Annotated in this window: 17 protein-coding genes and 1 pseudogene; 13 read left to right on the plus strand and 5 right to left on the minus strand. The window is 73.2% G+C overall.

Features of this window, described 5'->3' with window-relative positions; translation table 11 throughout:
• Positions 1-332 precede the first annotated feature (332 nt).
• The 3 genes from mca to BJF79_RS12490 are packed head-to-tail and all read left to right on the plus strand — an operon-like array spanning position 333 to position 2305.
• The gene (mca, locus tag BJF79_RS12480; RefSeq protein WP_075897254.1) at positions 333-1187 is read left to right on the plus strand and encodes a mycothiol conjugate amidase Mca; all 855 of its coding nucleotides are present in this window, start codon (positions 333-335) and stop codon (positions 1185-1187) included.
• A complete protein-coding gene (locus BJF79_RS12485) occupies positions 1187-1420 on the plus strand; it encodes a hypothetical protein (RefSeq protein WP_075897238.1) in 234 nt (77 codons plus the stop codon). Before mca ends, BJF79_RS12485 begins: the two co-directional genes overlap by 1 nt.
• 42 nt (positions 1421-1462) lie before the next feature.
• Positions 1463-2305, plus strand: coding sequence for a tetratricopeptide repeat protein (locus tag BJF79_RS12490; RefSeq protein ID WP_075897240.1), 843 nt, complete (start codon positions 1463-1465; stop codon positions 2303-2305).
• Here BJF79_RS12490 and BJF79_RS12495 read toward each other — a convergent pair.
• A complete protein-coding gene (locus tag BJF79_RS12495; protein ID WP_075897242.1) occupies positions 2280-2756 on the minus strand; it encodes a pyridoxamine 5'-phosphate oxidase family protein in 477 nt (158 codons plus the stop codon). The genes BJF79_RS12490 and BJF79_RS12495 overlap by 26 nt on opposite strands.
• Positions 2757-2834: 78 nt before the next feature.
• Between BJF79_RS12495 and BJF79_RS12500 the strand changes: the two genes are divergently transcribed.
• The 3 genes and pseudogenes from BJF79_RS12500 to BJF79_RS12510 all read left to right on the plus strand — a co-directional run bounded on the left by BJF79_RS12500 (position 2835) and on the right by BJF79_RS12510 (position 7274).
• Complete coding sequence (locus BJF79_RS12500; protein ID WP_075897244.1) at positions 2835-3770, plus strand: ribonuclease Z; 936 nt, start codon at positions 2835-2837, stop codon at positions 3768-3770.
• A gap of 87 nt (positions 3771-3857) precedes the next feature.
• Positions 3858-5219 (plus strand): dihydrolipoyl dehydrogenase family protein, encoded by a 1362-nt coding sequence (locus tag BJF79_RS12505; protein ID WP_075897246.1) that lies wholly within the window; start codon positions 3858-3860, stop codon positions 5217-5219.
• Positions 5220-5250: 31 nt separating this feature from the next.
• Positions 5251-7274, plus strand: a pseudogene (locus BJF79_RS12510) (thioredoxin domain-containing protein).
• Positions 7275-7295: 21 nt separating this feature from the next.
• On the opposite strand, the gene BJF79_RS12515 reads toward BJF79_RS12510, so the two are convergent.
• Positions 7296-8435, minus strand: a complete 1140-nt coding sequence (locus BJF79_RS12515) for an RNA-guided endonuclease InsQ/TnpB family protein (protein ID WP_075897248.1) — start codon at positions 8433-8435, stop codon at positions 7296-7298.
• A gap of 412 nt (positions 8436-8847) precedes the next feature.
• Between BJF79_RS12515 and BJF79_RS59595 the strand changes: the two genes are divergently transcribed.
• The gene (locus BJF79_RS59595; protein WP_262401922.1) at positions 8848-9204 is read left to right on the plus strand and encodes a hypothetical protein; all 357 of its coding nucleotides are present in this window, start codon (positions 8848-8850) and stop codon (positions 9202-9204) included.
• Positions 9168-10040 carry a C40 family peptidase gene (locus BJF79_RS12520; RefSeq protein WP_262401923.1) on the plus strand — a complete coding sequence of 291 codons (873 nt, stop codon included), beginning with the start codon at positions 9168-9170 and terminating at the stop codon, positions 10038-10040. The genes BJF79_RS59595 and BJF79_RS12520 overlap by 37 nt, the downstream gene beginning before the upstream one ends.
• A gap of 27 nt (positions 10041-10067) precedes the next feature.
• On the opposite strand, the gene BJF79_RS12525 is transcribed toward BJF79_RS12520, so the two are convergent.
• A complete protein-coding gene (locus tag BJF79_RS12525; protein ID WP_083733373.1) occupies positions 10068-10709 on the minus strand; it encodes a TetR family transcriptional regulator in 642 nt (213 codons plus the stop codon).
• Positions 10690-12093, minus strand: coding sequence for an MFS transporter (locus tag BJF79_RS12530; RefSeq protein WP_262401924.1), 1404 nt, complete (start codon positions 12091-12093; stop codon positions 10690-10692). Before BJF79_RS12530 ends, BJF79_RS12525 begins: the two co-directional genes overlap by 20 nt.
• Before the next feature lie 373 nt (positions 12094-12466).
• On the opposite strand from BJF79_RS12530, the gene BJF79_RS59600 reads away from it, so the two are divergent.
• From BJF79_RS59600 to BJF79_RS59610, 3 genes are read left to right on the plus strand one after another with little or no spacing between them, the layout of a single operon-like run.
• Positions 12467-12889: a hypothetical protein gene (locus BJF79_RS59600; protein WP_262401925.1), complete on the plus strand. Its 423-nt coding sequence runs from the start codon at positions 12467-12469 to the stop codon at positions 12887-12889.
• 29 nt (positions 12890-12918) lie between these two features.
• Positions 12919-13617 (plus strand): hypothetical protein, encoded by a 699-nt coding sequence (locus BJF79_RS59605; protein ID WP_262401926.1) that lies wholly within the window; start codon positions 12919-12921, stop codon positions 13615-13617.
• Positions 13608-14369, plus strand: coding sequence for a sensor histidine kinase (locus tag BJF79_RS59610; protein WP_262401927.1), 762 nt, complete (start codon positions 13608-13610; stop codon positions 14367-14369). Before BJF79_RS59605 ends, BJF79_RS59610 begins: the two co-directional genes overlap by 10 nt.
• Here BJF79_RS59610 and BJF79_RS12540 read toward each other — a convergent pair.
• Positions 14366-14971, minus strand: a complete 606-nt coding sequence (locus tag BJF79_RS12540) for a response regulator (RefSeq protein ID WP_075897250.1) — start codon at positions 14969-14971, stop codon at positions 14366-14368. The two genes, BJF79_RS59610 and BJF79_RS12540, sit on opposite strands and share 4 nt — an antisense overlap.
• 129 nt (positions 14972-15100) lie before the next feature.
• Here BJF79_RS12540 and BJF79_RS65480 point away from each other — a divergent pair, with 129 nt between their 5' ends.
• Together BJF79_RS65480 and BJF79_RS53125 are read left to right on the plus strand one after the other, a co-directional pair.
• Positions 15101-16570, plus strand: coding sequence for an ABC transporter ATP-binding protein (locus tag BJF79_RS65480; RefSeq protein WP_316043332.1), 1470 nt, complete (start codon positions 15101-15103; stop codon positions 16568-16570).
• Positions 16531-16918: ABC transporter permease (locus BJF79_RS53125; RefSeq protein WP_143219872.1), on the plus strand; the 388-nt coding region annotated here is incomplete at its 3' end. The genes BJF79_RS65480 and BJF79_RS53125, both read left to right, overlap by 40 nt.

Here is a 16918-nt window from a genome sequence, read left to right on the forward strand (position 1 = left end):
TGGCCGCCGGGCTGGCGGTGTCGGCCTGTGGAGCCGGTGTGAGACCTCAACGGGAGTCCTCCCGGACGGGGCGGTCGGCGACGAAGCAGGAAACCCACGGGGCGACCCGTGGAATCTCCCGCCCCTAAGCGGGGGAGGAGGCCAAGGCGGGAATCTCCGTGCGGGGTGCGACGTTGTCAGGGACAATTCTCGTCTGTCGTGGCGCGTGCTCCGAACCGGGGTCCGCCTTCACGGCGTGTCGTGTTCGCTGAGAGGGAGAACCCCAGGTGTCCGAGGTCATCGACGGTACGACGCTCGCCTGCCCGTCCGGTGGGAACGAGCCGCTGCGGCTGATGGCGGTGCACGCCCATCCCGACGACGAGTCCAGCAAGGGTGCGGCGACGATGGCGCGCTACGTCGCCGAGGGCGTCGAGGTGCTGGTGGTGACCTGCACGGGGGGCGAGCGCGGCGACATCCTCAACCCCGCGATGGACCGGCCGGAGGTCAAGGCCGACATCGGGCGGGTCCGCAACGAGGAGATGGCGCGGGCGCGCGAGATCCTCGGCGTGCAGCAGCGCTGGCTCGGGTTCGTCGACTCGGGCTTCCCCGAGGGCGACCCGCTGCCGCCCCTGCCCGAGGGGTGTTTCGCGCTCGAACCGCTGGAGACGGCCACGGCGCCGCTCGTCCGGGCCGTCCGCGAGTTCCGGCCGCACGTGATGCTGACCTACGACGAGAAGGGCGGCTACCCGCACCCCGACCACGTCAAGACCTACGAGGTGTCGGCGGAGGCGTTCGACGCCGCCGGCGACCCCGACCGGTACCCGGGCGAGGGCGAGCCGTGGCAGCCGCTCAAGCTCTACTACCACATGACGTTCAACAAGGAGCGGATCGTCGCCCTGCACACGGCGATGCTCGACGCCGGGCTCGAATCCCCGTACCACGACTGGACGGAACGGTTCGACGAGCGCCCGCAGCTGTGGGACGTCACGACCCGCGTGCCGTGCGCCGACCACTTCGAGACGCGCGACAAGGCGCTGCTCGCGCACGCCACCCAGATCGACCCGAACGGGTTCTGGTTCGTCGTCCCGCTGGACGTCCAGCGCGAGGCATGGCCGACCGAGGACTACCATTTGGCCAGGTCCTTGGTCGACACCGAGCTGCCGGAGGACGACCTGTTCGCCGGTATCCGGGAGAAGGTGTGTCTGTAGTGCTTCCAGTCCTCGCCGATGATTACCCCCTGAACGACACCACGGTCTCCCCGGGTCTGCTCGGCTTCGCGGTCTTCCTCGCGTTCTTCGTGGCGCTGTTCTTCCTCATCCGGTCGATGAACAAGCGGCTTCGCAAGATCAACGCGCCCCGTGAGGCCGACCTCAAGCAGGAGGCGTGGGAGCGACGCCAGGCCGCCCGGGCCGCCGCCGGGGGCACGAAGCCCGCCGAGTAGCGGACGGGTTGGAGTGCGGCGCGTCCGGGGAGGACCCTCGACGTGCGCGCGAACTTCGACGACTCCTACCGGGCGCTGGACCCGGCGGCCGCCCGGCTGCTGCGGCTGCTCGCCCTGCAGCCCGCCGACGGCATCGGGCTGCCCGCCGCGGCCGTCCTGGTCGACCGGCCCGAGGACGAGACGCTCGAACGGCTCCGGACGCTCGCCGACCGGGGCCTCGCCGACGACGCGGGCGGCGGCCGGTTCACGCTGCCCGGGCCCGTCCGGGTGCGGGCCGCCGAACTCGCCGAGACGACGGACGATCCGGACGAGCGGGACGCCGCGCTCCGCCGCGTCCTCGACCACTACCTGACCGGCGCGCCCGGCACCGGCCTCGCGGAGCAGGGCCTCGCGCTGCTCGAACGCGAACGCCGCGCCGAGGCCGTCGAGACCCTCGAAGAGGCCCTGCGGAACGCCGAGCGCGACGCCGACCGCGACGGCGGTCACCGCGCCGTCCTGCTGGCCCGATACGACCTCGGCCGCGCACTGACCGCCGCCGGGGACCTCGACCGCGCGATGGAACTCCTCGGGCCGCTGCCCGAGGAGTTCGCGGCCCTCCCCGAACCGGACGAGTACGGGCGGGGCCGCGCGCTGCTCGGCCTCGGCGAGGCGTACCTGCGCGCCCGCCGCCCGGTCGCCGCGGTGAACTTCTTCGGCCAGGCCCTGGAGGCCATGCGGGCACTGGACGCCCCCGACCTGCAGGCCGACGCGTACGCGCACCTGGCCGAAGCCGCCCGGCAGCGCGGCGACCGGACCGCCGAGACCACGGCGCTGGAAGCCGAAGCCGAACTGCGCGCCCGGACCGGGGGCGGCGAGGACGTCAGTGCTTCCCGTGGTCCCAGCTGACGATCTCGGTCGGGTCCATCACCACGAGGACGCGCTTGGACATCGCCTGCTCGATGCCGGCCTCCATCGCGGGGTCGATGGGTTCGCCGACGGCCGGGACGGGCAGGCCCGCCATCCGGGAGCCGACGACGCGGCCGACCTTCATCAGCTCCGCGCGGTCCTCGATGACGAGGCCGCGCCCGGCAAGCTGCGCGCCGCGCAGCTCGTTGTACTCGACGCCGTCCTCGACGAGGCACGTCATGGCGGGGTTGCGGCGCAGGTTCACCACCTTCTGGGACGACTTGTACGTCGTGAAGGCGATCTTGCCGTCGAGGAGCGCGTAGAACATCGTGACCAGGTGCGGGCTGCCGTCCTTGTTGATGGTGGCGACCTGCACCTTGAAGTTGTCCGCGAGGTAGGACGCGGTCTCGTCCGGCGTCATCTTGATCTTGTCGCGCTTGCCACCGGCCATTGTGGGGGCTCCCTCTCGTCGACGGGCGGCCAGGATAACCGGGTGCTTACGGGCGGTGCGGACCGGCACCATGGGTAGATGTCCGCCCGCGATCTGACCGTGCTGGGGTCCGCCAGCGCCGTGCCCACCAAGACCCGCAACCACAACGGCTACCTGCTGCGATGGGACGGCCATGGCCTGCTGTTCGACCCCGGTGAGGGCACGCAGCGGCAGATGACGCGCGCCGGGCTGTCGGCGCACGACGTCACGTGGATCTGCGTGACGCACTTCCACGGCGACCACTGCCTCGGGGTGCCCGGCGTGGTGCAGCGCATCGCGCGCGACGGCGTCGAGCATCCGGTGGACGCGGCGTTCCCGGCGAGCGGCGCACGGTACTGGGAGCGGCTGCGGCACGCGTCCGTCTTCCGGGACACCGACGTGATCCGCGAACGGCCGGTGGCGGGCGACCGGGCCGTCCTCGACACCGGGGACGCGCCGTTCACGCTCGTCGCGCGGCGGCTGTCGCACCCCGTCGAGGCGTACGGCTACCGGCTGGCGGAACCCGACGGGGTGACGATGCTCCCCGAGCGGCTCGCCGCGCGCGGCGTCCGGGGCCCGGACGTGCGGCGGCTGCAGGCGGACGGGCACGTGACCGGGGCGGACGGGACGACGGTGACGCTCGACGAGTGCAGCGTGCGGCGTCCGGGGCAGAAGGTCGCGTTCGTGATGGACACCCGGATGTGCGACGGGGTCGGCGAGCTGGCCGAGGGCGTCGACATGCTCGTCATCGAGTCGACGTTCCTGGACGCGGACGCGGGGCTCGCCGCCGAGTACGGGCACCTGACGGCGGCGCAGGCGGGCAAGGCCGCGGCGGACGCGGGCGTGCGGACCCTCGTGCTCACCCACTTCTCCGAGCGGTACCGGGCCGACGAGGAGCACCGGTTCCGGGACGAGGCGGCGGCCGTGTTCGACGGGGAGATCGCCCTCGTGCACGACCTCGACCGGGTCTCGATGCCGCCGCGCCGCAAGACGTGACGCGGCGGCGCGCCGCCGGGACGGCCGCCGGGGCGCAGCCGGGGCGCCCGCGGGGGTGACGCGGCGGATCGTGGGCAGGAACCGATCATGGCTGAGGAAGCAGACGTCGTCGTCATCGGGCTGGGTCCGGGCGGCGAGGACGCGGCGGGGCGGCTCGCCGAGGCGGGGCTGTCGGTCGTCGCGGCCGAGTCGCGGCTGGTCGGCGGCGAATGCCCGTACTACGCGTGCGTCCCGACGAAGATGATGGTGCGGGCCGCGGGGCTGGTGGCCGACGGCGAGCGGATCCCCGGGATGGCCGGGGAGGCCGAGGTGCGGCCGGACTGGACGCCGGTCGCGGCCCGGAACCGCGACGAGGCGACCGACTCGTGGGACGACACGGTCGCCGCCGACCGCCTCACCGGCAAGGGCGTCGAGTTGGTGCGGGGGCGCGGCCGGATCACCGCGCCGCGGGAGGCGACCGTCGACGGGCGGACGTTCCGGGCCCGGCGCGGCATCCTGCTCAACACCGGCACGTCGCCCGCGGCGCCGCCGATCGACGGGCTCGACGGGACCCCGTACTGGACGAACCGGGAGGCGGTGCAGGCCACGGAGGTGCCCGCGTCGATGATCGTCCTCGGCGGCGGGGTCGTCGGGGTGGAGCTGGCGCAGGTGTTCTCCCGGTTCGGCACCCGGGTGACGATCGTGGAGGCGTCCGGGCGGCTGCTGCCGGGCGAGGAACCGGAGTCGGGCGAGCTGCTCCGCCGGGTGTTCGAGCGGGAGGGCATCGGCGTCCGGACGGGCCTGCAGGCCGACCGCGTCACGCACCGGGACGGCGAGTTCGCCCTGCACGCGGGCGGCGAGACCCTCGTGGCCGACCGGCTGCTCGTCGCGACCGGGCGGCGGCCCAACCTGAAGGGGCTCGGCCTCGACCACGTCGGACTGGACGAGGACGCGCGCGCGGTGCCGGTGGACGGCAACATGCGGGCGGCCGACGGGGTGTGGGCGATCGGCGACATCACCGGCAAGGGCCAGTTCACGCACGTGTCGATGTACCAGGCGGCGATCGCGGTCCGCGACGTCCTCGGCGAGGAGGGCTCCCCGGCGTCGTACCGGGCGGTGCCGCGGGTGACGTTCACCGACCCGGAGATCGGCGCGGTGGGGCTGACGGAGGCGCAGGCCCGCGACCAGAACCTGCCGGTCCGGACGTCGATCGTGGATCTGCGGGAGTCCCCGCGCGGGTGGATCCACAAGTCGGGGAACGACGGGTTCATCAAGCTGGTCGAGAACATCGAGTGGGGCGTGCTCGTGGGCGCCACCACCGCCGGACCGTCCGGCGGGGAAATTCTCGGCGCGCTGTCGGTCGCCGTCCACACCGAGGCCAAGGTCACCGCGCTGCGCGAGATGATCTACGCCTATCCGACGTTCCACCGCGCCGTCGAAACCGCCGTGGAGGGCCTCGGCGGGGAGTGAGGACATGGCCGGATCGGGCAGGATCGTGGGCATGAACCGGCTCAAGGACGCGACCAGCCCGTACCTGCTGCAGCACGCCGACAATCCGGTGGATTGGCGGGAGTGGTCCGACGGTGCCTTCGCCGAGGCCAGAGAGCGGAACGTGCCGATTCTCATTTCCGTCGGGTACGCCGCGTGCCACTGGTGTCACGTGATGGCCCACGAGTCCTTCGAGGACGACGAGACGGCGCGGCTGATGAACGAACTGTTCGTCAACGTCAAGGTCGACCGGGAGGAACGGCCCGACGTCGACGCCGTCTACATGGAGGCGACGCAGGCCATGACCGGCCAGGGCGGCTGGCCGATGACGGTGTTCGCGACCCCCGACGGGCATCCGTTCTACTGCGGCACCTATTTCCCGCGCACGCAGTTCCGGTCGCTGCTGCAGGCCGTCCACAAGGCGTGGACGGAGCAGCGCGACGAGGTCGTCGGGCAGGGACGCAAGGTCGTGGAGGCGCTGACGTCCGGCGGTTCCGGGCTCGCCGGGGACGGCGCGGCGCCGGACGACGACCGGCTCGCGCACGCCGTGCAGGTGCTCGCCGGGTCCTACGACGCGGCGCGCGGCGGGTTCGGCGGGGCGCCGAAGTTCCCGCCGTCGATGGCGCTGGAGTTCCTGCTGCGCCACCACGCCCGGACGGGCGACGCGCAGGCCCTCGCGATGGCGGGCCACACCCTGGAGGCGATGGCCCGCGGCGGCCTGTACGACCAGCTCGGCGGCGGGTTCGCACGGTATTCGGTGGACGCGGCGTGGGTCGTCCCGCACTTCGAGAAGATGCTGTACGACAACGCGCTGCTCGCGCGGGTGTACGCGCACTGGTGGCGGCTGACGGGCTCGCCGTTCGCGCGCCGGATCGCGCTGGAGACGTGCGACTGGATGCTGCGCGACCTGCGCACCCCCGAGGGCGGTCTCGCGTCCGCGCTGGACGCCGACAGCGAGGGCGTCGAGGGCAAGTACTACGTGTGGACGCCCGCGCAGCTGCGGGAGGTGCTCGGGGACGACGACGGCGCGTACGCCGCGGGCCTGTTCGAGGTGACGGGCACGTTCGAGCACGGCACGTCCGTCCTGCAGCTCCTGGCGGACCCGGACGACGCCGAGCGGTACGGCCGGATCCGGACGGCGCTGCTGCAGGCGCGGTCGCGGCGGATCCCCCCGGCCCGCGACGACAAGGTCGTCGCGGCGTGGAACGGGCTGGCGGTCGCGGCGCTCGCCGAGTGCGGGGCGATGTTCGACCGGCCGGATCTGGTCAGATCGGCGGAGGAGATCGTCGCGCTGCTGACCGACGTCCACGAGCGGGACGGACGGCTCGTGCGGACCTCGCGCGGCGGCGCGGCGGGCGCGAACGCGGGCGTCCTGGAGGACTACGCCGACGTGGCCGAGGGGCTGCTCGCGCTCCACTCGGTCTCACCGGGGACCCCGGGCAGATGCGGCTCGCGGGGGAGTTGCTGAACACCGTCCTGGAGCGGTTCTCCGACGGGGACGGCGGCTTCTACGACACCGCGGACGACGCGGAGCGGCTGTTCCGGCGCCCGCAGGACCCGACCGACAACGCGACGCCGTCCGGGCAGTTCGCGGCGGCGGGCGCGCTGCTGACGTTCGGCGCGCTGACCGGCTCGGACTGGCACCGGCAGTCGGCGGAGCGGGCGCTGGCCCCGGCGGCGGCGCTCGCGGCGAAGCACGCGCGGTTCGCCGGTTGGGGCCTGGCGGTGGCGGAGGCGCACGCGACGGGCCCGGTGGAGATCGCGGTGATCGGCGACCGGGACGACTCGCGCACCCGCGCCCTGCACCGCACCGCGCTGCTGACGGTCGCGCCGGGCGCGGTCGTCAGCGTGGGGGAGCCGGGTCAGGACGAGGTGCCGCTCCTGGAGGGCCGCCTCCCCGTGGACGGCGCACCGGCCGCGTACGTGTGCCGCGGGTTCGTCTGCCGGCTGCCCGTGACGTCCACGGACGACCTGAGACGCGAACTCCGCGGCCAAGTCAGCTTCCAGGCCCCTAAGGGACCGGGCTCGCAGCTCTGACCCGCACATGGCGAGTGCGGGTCAGTCCGCGTCGTCGGCAGCGTGACTCACTGCCCAGCTCGCGGCGCCGCGTGCGGCGATGTTGCGAGCTGCGTTGACGTCGGCGTGCTCAGCGAAGCCGCATGACGTACATCGAAAGGCGGCTTGGGAGGGCCGGTTCCTCTTGTCGACGTGACCGCATGCCGAACACCCCTGAGAGGTGTGGCGTGGGTCCACATACACCACCGGGACTCCCGCACGTTTAGCCTTGTAAGCGATGAATGAACCGAGTTGGGCATAGCTCCACGAATGCAGTGTGACCCGCTGGGGCTTGCGTAGCCGTACCCTCTCGCGGATACCCGTGAGGTCTTCGAGGGCGATTCCGCGCGAGGTGCGTTGAGCCTCGGTCACGACGTGGGCGGAGATGCGATGGTTGGTGTCGGCAGCGAAGCGAGCCTCGCGGCTGGAGAGTTTCCGCAGGAGACGTTTGGCAGACTTTGTGCCCTTCTTCTGGAGTTTGCTGCGTAGTCGGCGGTTGCGGTGCCGGGTCTGGTTCAGTTGACGACCAGAGTGCCGGTGGCCATCGGAAGCGGTGGCGATGTTGGCGATCCCCAGGTCGACACCCAGAAAGCCGTCCGGACGGTACTCATCGGCTTCTGGGACCTCGCAGGTGGCGTAGAGGTAGAACGAGTCATTACGCCAGACCAGGTCGGACTCGCCGCGCCGATGGTGCCTGAGCAGGCTCAGTTGCTCGGTCGAGCACGCGAACCGGATGTTCTTCATCCGGCCCCGCACCGTCCAGATCGACACGGTGCACGCATCGAGCCGCCACGAAAGGCAGCGGTCGTCGAACGGCTGAGCGGCGTCCTTGCGAAATCGCACCGGTGCCCTGAGGGGACGAGGGGGGCGCCGTCCGTGGCGTGCGGTGCTCGGTTCATCGGCCGACGCGGCATAGGCTTCTGCGACCTTGCGCACGCAGTGGATCGCGGGCTGTGCGGACAGCCCCATTCCCTTTACTTCTCTGTAGACCAGCCGCTGGAGGGCTGCTTTGGTCTTCACATTGGACTGATGGGCCCGGCGGGAGACATGGTCGGCGGCCTGGTTGCACAGTTGCAATGTCTCCCGCAACGCGGCCTCGGTGGCGACATCGGGAAGCAACTTAACTTGTACGACCAGTTTCATCCCAACAAAATACCATCACATTGTCGGTTGGGGATTGAAATTCGGGTGGCCCTTCAGAGGGAACATTTGATATTTCCCTTCTAGGCAATTTGTCCTAGTTTAAAATGTAAAGACAAATTTGCATGGACTTGTCGGCCCGCTTTCGGTGCTTACTCTCGGTTATGTGGCAACCTCGTGGCGTGCATGAGAGGTGCTGGGTCGCTGTTGAAGTAACCGTCCACTTTGTGGGAACGTGGCGTTGATCTCATGCTGCCTTGGTGTTACCTATGGGTAGCAATATCGGGGTTCTACCCGATGGGGACGAACGGACGAGGGTGGCCGGCGACGGGCCGGGTATCTGGACCGCGGACCGCCCGTGCGGGCCCGGGGTGCAGATCGGAGCCGTGGAGCCCGACCGACGAGGAGCGTGCCAGTGCGAAAGCCGAACCGCCGGGTGCTACCGACGATCATCGGCGTTTCGGTCGCGGCGACGCTGGGCGTCAACGTCACGGTGCTGCTGGTGCGGGGCGGGCCCGCCGCCGAACCGGCGCCCGTGACGCCCGCCCGCGCGAACTACGTCGCCGCGGCCGGCAGCTTCGCCGATCTGTCGCCGCAGGCCGTCGCGCCGCTCGGCAAGCGCCTCGAACCGCACGTGCTGGTCGCCGCGCCAGCCACGCTCTCCCCGGCGCTGGTGCAGAAGGTCCGCGGGGCCAAGGGGGTCGCGGGCGTCGAGGTCGTCGACGCGTCGAGGGCATGGTCGCGGGCGAGCGCGTCGGGGTGCTCGGCGTGAACCCGTCCACGTTCCGCAACTACACGCCCGAGCCGACGGCGAAGTCGGACGCGCTGTGGCGCAACATCGCGGGCGGCGACGTTGCGATCTCGTTCACGATGGGCAACGACGGCGGCGTCAAACTCGGCAGCGAGGTTCCGGTCGGCGGGCAGAAGGTGCAGCAGACGATGCGCGTCGGCGCGTACGCGACGATGGGCATCGGTCGACGCCGTCATCTCCCGCGAGGCCGCGCAGAAGCTCGGCGTGCCCACCGGCAACGCGATGCTGATCAGCGTCCCGAAGACCGAGCCGAAGGCGTCATCAAGAAGCTGAAGAAGGGGCTGCCGAAGGGCAGCAAGGCCGTCCCGGTCACGCCCGAGCTGGAGACGCCGTCGGCCGGGTCGGTGCCGGAGTCCAACGGCGAGGTCATGACGGCCGAGCAGGTGCGGACGGTCATCAAGGCGGCCGCGAGCCGGCGCGGCTGGCCGTACGTGTGGGGCGGCGAGTCCGAGGCCGAGGGCGGCTACGACTGCTCCGGGCTCATGCAGTACGCGTTCGCCCGCGCGGGCATCACGCTGCCGCGCGTCGCCGCAGACCAGGCCCGCGCCGGATGGGTCATCCCGTACGAGAAGGCCGAGCCGGGCGACATGCTCATCTGGGCGAACGACCCGACCGCCCCGGGCTACATCTCGCACATCGCGCTCTACATCGGCGACGGCAAGATGATCGCGGCGCCGCGCCGGGGCACGGTCGTCCAGGTCCAGAACGTCTACACCAACAACATGAAGGGCGCCGTGCGGGTGAACCCGCAGCGCGCCAAGCAGGTCGCCGACGGGATCGCCGCCAGCATCGGCTGACGGAGACCGGCCTCCGGCGCCCGCGGGTCAGAGGGGGCAGCCGCGGCCGAGGAACTCCAGGTTCCGGTCGATGAGGGCCGGGAGGTCCGCGTACGCGGCGTCGCCGTCCAGCCAGTGGTACAGCGCCGCTTGCAGGACGCCCAGGACGGCCCAGCAGAACGCCTGGACCTCGGGATCGTCGGCGGTGCGTCCGGTGCGTTCGGCGATGATGTCCCGCAGGACGAGGTGCGTGCCCGCGCTCATCGATTCGAGCATCCGGGCACGGAGCGCGGGGACGCCCTCGATGAGCCGCATCCGCGCGTACAGGGTGGCGGCGTCGTCGCCGACCACCTCGGGAAGGAGGTCGGCCATGACGGCGCGGAACGCCTCCAGCGGGGACAGTTCGGCGGGCTGGCGGCGGAACACGTCCGCCATGATCGGGTCGTACTCGTCGGTGAGCACGACGTCTTCCTTGGTGGGGAAGTAGCGGAAGAACGTGCTCGGCGAGATCTCCGCCGCCGCCGCGATCTGCTCGACGGTCGTCGCGTCGTAGCCCTGCTCGGTGAAAAGCCGGAGGGCGTGCTCCTGGATCGCCCTCCGGGTCTTCAGCTTCTTGCGCTCCCGCAGCGGCAGCCGGTCGAACCGGTCGTTCAGTCGTTGGGCGGCATGCTCAGGAGGCGACGTGCTCATGCGTCGATTCTGCGGCATCCCCGCCGGGGGCCGCACCCGGCGCGGCCGTCCCGCCCGGCAGGAACCGCCACAGCAGGACGGCGGTGCCGAGCGCGCCCGCCGCGCACGCGAGCAGCACGACGTCCATCCCGGACGCGTAGGCGTCGCGGGCCGACGCGAGCAGTGCGGGGTCGCCGAGCCGGTCGGCGGCGGCGACGGCGCCGCCGCCGACCGAGTCGCGGGCGGCGTCGGCGGCCTCGGGCGGCAGCCCGTCGGCCCGGACCTCGTCGCGGTAGACGGCCGACAGCAGGCTGCCGAGCCCGGCGACACCGAGCGTCGCGCCGGTCTGCCGGAGCGTCTGCACCAGCCCGGATCCCCGTCCGGCCTGGTCCGGGGGCAGGGCGGACAGGAGCGCGTCCATGGCGGGGATCAGCGCCAGCCCGAGGCCGAGGCCCGTCACGGTCAGCCACGGCCAGACCGCCGCGTATCCGGTTCCGGCGCCGGTGAGCGCGCCCCAGCCGAGCCCGGCCGCGAGCACGCCGAGCCCGGCCACGATGAGCGGTTTGTGCCCGGTGCGCGGCGCGACCCGGTCGGTGGCGAGCCCGCCCGCCATGAGGCCGAGCAGCAGCGGGACGAGCCGCAGCCCGGTGCCGAACGCGTCGTTGCCCTGGACGGCCTCCAGGAACTGGGGCAGGACGAACAGCGCGCCGCCCATCACGACGTTCGCCGCGACGGCCGCGACGAGGGCCCACCCGAACCGGGCGTCGCGCAGCAGCCGCAGGTCGATCATCGGGTCCCGGACCCGCCCCTCCCAGTAGGCGAACCCGGTGATCAGGACGGCCGCGAGGACGAACGCGCCGACGACCGGCGGGGCGCCCCAGCCGTGCACCGGCGCCTCGATGACGCCGAACACCAGGGCGACGAGCCCGCCCATCGACAGCAGCGCGCCGACGCCGTCCACGCGCGGGGCGGCCGGGTCGCGGGTCTCGGGCAGCAGCAGGGCGATGGCGAGGCCGCCGACGACGACCACCGGCACGTTGATCAGGAAGATCGAGCCCCACCAGAAGTTCTCCAGCAGCCAGCCGCCGAGCAGCGGCCCGAGCGGCAGCCCGAGCGCGGTGGACGCCGACCAGATCGCGACGGCCCGGGTGCGCTCCTCCGGCGGGAAGATCGCCGGGATCATCGACATGGACAGCGGCATCGCGATCGCCGCGCCGAGGCCCATGAAGGCCCGCGCGGCGATGACCCCGCCCGTCCCGTCGGCGAACGCCCCGGCGAGCGATGCGAGGCCGAAGATCGCGAGCCCGGCGACGAGCAGCCACTTGCGGCCGAAGCGGTCGCCGAGCAGGCCCGCCGGGAGCAGCAGTGCGGCGAAGACGAGCGCAGGTAGGAGCGACGACTCCACTGCAGCGAGCGCGTGCCCGCGTCCAGTTCCTCCGACAGCGTGGTGAGCGCGACGTTGAGGATCGTCATGTCGAAGCCGAGCGCCAGCATGCTCAGCGCGAGTGCCGCCAGTCCGAGCCAGCGGCGGGCGTATCCCACTTCCATGACACTCCATCTCAGTTGGATGTCTCTCGAAAATGAGAGTAACTCTCAAAAGAGGGCTTCTGTCAATCGGAGGACCGTGGGAGACTGCTGCGGGGCGGGCGAATCAGGAGGTTCCGGGTGTCCGAAGGGGCGCGGGCACGGCTCATCGCGGGCTCCGTCATGGCCGCGTTCGCCGGGGTGTACGTACTCGCGGCACCGACGCGGACCGACGGCCCGGTCGTCGCGGCGCCGTGATCGTGCTGATCACCGGCGTGCTCGCCGCCGGGCTGGTGTGGGTCGTGCCGGGCGCGGCGCGGTGGCGCGGCCCCTGGACGGTCGTCGGCCAGGCGGCCCTCGCGTCCGCCGCGGTCGTCGCCGGGACGTCGGTCGGCGTCCTCGGGTTCGTCGCCGCCGCGCTGCCGCTCGTGGACGGCCGGCGGGACCGCCGTTCGGTCGTCCGGGCCCTCCCGCTGGTGGCGGGCGCCGCCGCGATCGAGGCCGGACGGGACGGCGCGTCCGCCGCCGCCGACGGCGCGATCACCGTCACGCTGATGGGCCTCGTCGGCTACGGGCTCGTCCGGCTGGCCGAGCGCGTCGACGACACGGCGGCCGCGCGCCTGCCGCTCACGATGGCGGCCGTCGAGCGGGAGCGGCTGCGGATCGCGCCGAGCTGAACCGGGGCCTCGGCGAGGGGCTGACGGCCGTGACGGAGGGCAGCCGCCGCGCCCTCGACCGGCCCGCGGAGATCGACGGCGTCCTCACCGTCGCCCGGCGGGCGCTGAACGACGCCCGCGCGGCGGCGGCCGACTTCCGCAGCATGTCCCTCGCCCCCGAGGTGGCGGCGGCGCGCGCGCTGCTCGAAGCGGCGGACGTCCGGACGGACGTGCACGGCGGCCACCGCGAACCCCTCGGGCCCGCCGGGGCGCTGCTGGCGCTCGTCCTGCGCGAGGCGGTCACCGACGTCGTCCGCGAGGGACGCGCGGAACGGTGCGTCATCGAGACGTCCGAGGACGGCGGGCTGGTGCGGCTGCGCGTGTCCAACGACGGCGTCCGGACCGCCGCGCAGGGCGCGAAGGCGCTCGAACCCGCTGCGGAACGCGTCCGGTCGGCGGGCGGCGCGTTCGCCGCCGGGCTCGGCGCGGACGGGCGGTTCACGGTCGAGGCGGCCGTGACGGCGGCCGCGCGGCCGGTGCGCCCGCCGGACCGGACGGCCTACCGGATGTCGGTCGCGCTGCTGGCGGCCGTCCTCGCGGCCTTCGCCGCGAAGGCCCTGCTGCAGATCTCCTGGAGCGCGGCGTGGCCCGGACCGGCCGCGACGCTCGGGCTGGGCGTGACCGGGCTCCTCGCGGGCGTCCTGCTGGTCGCGCTGCCGCTGCGCGCGGCGTCCCGCCGGTGGCGCTGACGATGGCCGCCGCCGGGGCCGGCGCGCACCTGCTCGGGCAGGGCACGGCCGCCGCCGTCAACTACGTGATCAGCACGCTGGTGTCCGGCCTCGTCGTGTACGGGCTGGTCAAGCTGGCGCGGCTGGAGCGCGACCTGCGCACGGCGGGGGAGGAGCTCGCGCGGGCGGCGACCGTCCAGGAGCGGCTGCGGGCCGCCCGCGACCTGCACGACCTGCTCGGGCACAGCCTCGCCGCGATCCTGCTGAAGTGCGAGCTGGCCCGGCGGCTGGCGGCCGCCGACCCCGCGCGGGCGCGGGCGGAGCTGGCCGAGGTCGTCGGCATGGCGGAGCGGGCGCGGTCCGACCTGCGGGCGGCCGTGGGCGGCGGCGCCGAGCTGACCCTCGACGGGGAGGTGCGCGGCGCCCGTTCCGTCCTGGCGGCGGCGGGCGTGGACGTCGAGACCGACCTGCGCCACGGGGACCTGGACGCGGCGGTGTCGGCCGTGCTGGGGACCGTCCTGCGGGAGGCGGTGACGAACGTGCTGCGCCACAGCGCCGCCCGGAACTGCGCCATCGCCACGACGCGGGACGGCGCCGCGGTGCGGCTCGTCGTGGAGAACGACGGCCTCGACCCGCGCGCGCCCCGCACGCCGCCCGGCTCCGGCCTGGGCAACCTGACGACCCGCCTGGCCTCACACCAGGGAACGCTCAGCGCGCGCGCCGACGGCGAAGGCCGCTTCCGGCTGGAAGCGACCATCGATACGGCGGCCTAGAGCCAGCCCGCTTCGCGGGCTATGCGCGCCGCGTCCGTCCGGCTGCGCGCGTTCAGCTTGCTGACGACCGACGTCAGGTAGTTGCGGACCGTCCCGGCCGACAGGTGCAGCCGCGCGGCGATCTCGGTCGCCTCCGCGCCCTCCGCCGCCGCCCGCAGCACGTCCGTCTCGCGCGGGGTGAGCGGGTTGTCGGCCAGGTCCCACGCGGTCAGCGCGAGCCGCGGATCGAGGACGCGTTCCCCGGCCGCGACCTTGCGGATGCCGTCCGCGAGTTCCTCCGGCGGCGCCGTCTTCAGCAGGAACCCCCGCACGTGCGCGGTCAGCGCCCGGCGCAGGTGCCCCGGCTTGCCGTGCCCGGTCAGGACGAGCGTCGCGGTGGCGGGCGCGGCGTCGTGCAGGGCCGCGGCGGCGGCCAGCCCGTCCATGCCCGGCATGTCGATGTCGAGGACGGCGACGTCGGGCCCGGTCCGCGCCGCCGCCGGGAGCACCTCGTCGCCGCGGTCGACCTCGGCGACCACCGTCAGGTCGGGCTCCAGGTTCAGCAGGGCGGACAGGGCGCTGCGCACGACGTGGTGGTCGTCCGCCAGAAGCACCTTGATCACCCTTTAGGTGTACCAGGCGGAAGATGTCACGGCTCGACCCATGACGAGATCACGGGTGTCCGGTGAGCACGTCTCTGGCCCGTGAACCCCCAGCTCAGAAGACTTATGGGCATGGAGACAGCGGTTCGGATGGACACGGTGAGCAAGGTCTACGGGCGGAACGGGAGCGCCGTCGCGGCGCTGCGGGAGGTGACGGCGGAGCTCCCGCGCGGCCGGTTCACCGCGATCATGGGGCCGTCCGGCTCCGGCAAGAGCACGTTCCTGCACTGCGCGGCGGGCCTCGACACCCCCACGTCCGGGAGCGTCCGGCTCGGCGGCACGGAACTGTCGTCGATGAGCGAGACGAAACTGACCGAGCTGCGCAGGAAACGCGTCGGGTTCGTGTTCCAGGCGTTCAACCTGGTGCCGTCGCTGACCGTCGAGCAGAACATCACCCTCCCGCTGCGGCTCGCCGGCGCCCGCCCGGACCGGGCCTGGCTGCGGGACGTGATCGACCGGGTCGGCCTCGCCGACCGCACCCGGCACCGGCCCGCCGAGCTGTCGGGCGGCCAGCAGCAGCGCGTCGCGATCGCCCGCGCCCTGGTGACCCGGCCCGAGGTGCTGTTCGGCGACGAACCCACCGGCGCCCTCGACACGATGACGGCACGCGACGTGCTCGTCCTGCTGCGGGAGGCGGTGGACGGCATGGGGCAGACGGTCGTCGTCGTCACGCACGACCCGGTCGCGGCGTCCTACGCCGACACGGTGGTGTTCCTCGCGGACGGCCGGATCGTCGACCGGCTCGACGACCCGACCAGCGACCGCGTCGCCGCCCGCATTGACCCGGCTGGGGGCGTGGAAGTGATGCTCGGGATCGCACTCGCCACGCTCCGGCACCGCAAGGCCGGGTTCGCCGGGGCCTTCGCCGCGCTGCTGTGCGCCGCCGCGCTCGTCTGCGCCTGCGGCGTCCTGCTCGACACCGGCCTGCGCGGCTCGGTCGAGCCGGAACGGTACGCGGGCGCGCCGGTCGTCGTCTCCGGCGACCAGTTCGTCCACCAGACCGAGCACAAGAAGGGGAAGGAGAAGCGCAAGTCGAAGGCGATCGCGGAGCGCGCCTGGCTGCCCGCGTCGGTCGCGGAGAAGGTCGCCGCCGCGCCCGGCGTGCGCGAGGCGGTCGCCGAGGTCGTCTTCCCCGCGTCGATCGGCGACCCGGACGGCGAGTCGTGGGGGCACGGCTGGGAATCGGCCGCGCTCACCCCCTTCACCCTCCGGGACGGGCGCGCGCCCGCCGCGCCCGGCGAGATCGTCGTCGACGCCGGGACCGCCCGCGCGAACGGCCTGCGCGTCGGCTCGGACGCGCGCGTCTCGTCCACGACGGACGGGACCTACCGCGTCGTCGGCGTCACCGCGCAGTCCCTCGACCACCAGGCGGCGCTGTTCTTCTCCACCGAGCGGGCCCGCGGCCTCGCCGGACGGGACGGCATGGTCGCGGCCGTCGGAGTGTGGGGGCCCGAACGGGCCGTGCGGGACGCGGTGCGCGGCACGTCCGCGACGTCCACACCGGGACGGACCGGGGCAAGGTGGAGTTCCTCGGGGCCGAGGACGCCCGCATCGACCTGATCAGCATGGGCGGCGCGCTCGGCGGGACGTCCCTGCTCGTCGCCGTCCTCGTCGTGTCCGGGACGTTCGCGCTGTCGGTGCGGCAGCGGGAACGGGAGATCGCGCTGCTGCGCGCGGTCGCCGCCACGCCCCGGCAGGTCCGCCGGCTGATCGGCCGCGAGGCGCTGCTGGTCGGGCTCGTCGCCGCCCCGCTCGGCGCCGCGTGCGGCCTGCCGCTGGCGTTCTGGCTGCGCGACCGGTTCCACGCCTCGGCGCGCTGCCCCCGAACCTCGACCTGGTGGTCGGCCCGTTCCCGCTGCTCGTCGCGGCGCTCGCCACCGCTGGCCGCGGCCGTCGCCGCCGCCGAGT

It is taken from the genome of Actinomadura sp. CNU-125, from assembly GCF_001942465.1.
Classification (GTDB): domain Bacteria; phylum Actinomycetota; class Actinomycetes; order Streptosporangiales; family Streptosporangiaceae; genus Spirillospora.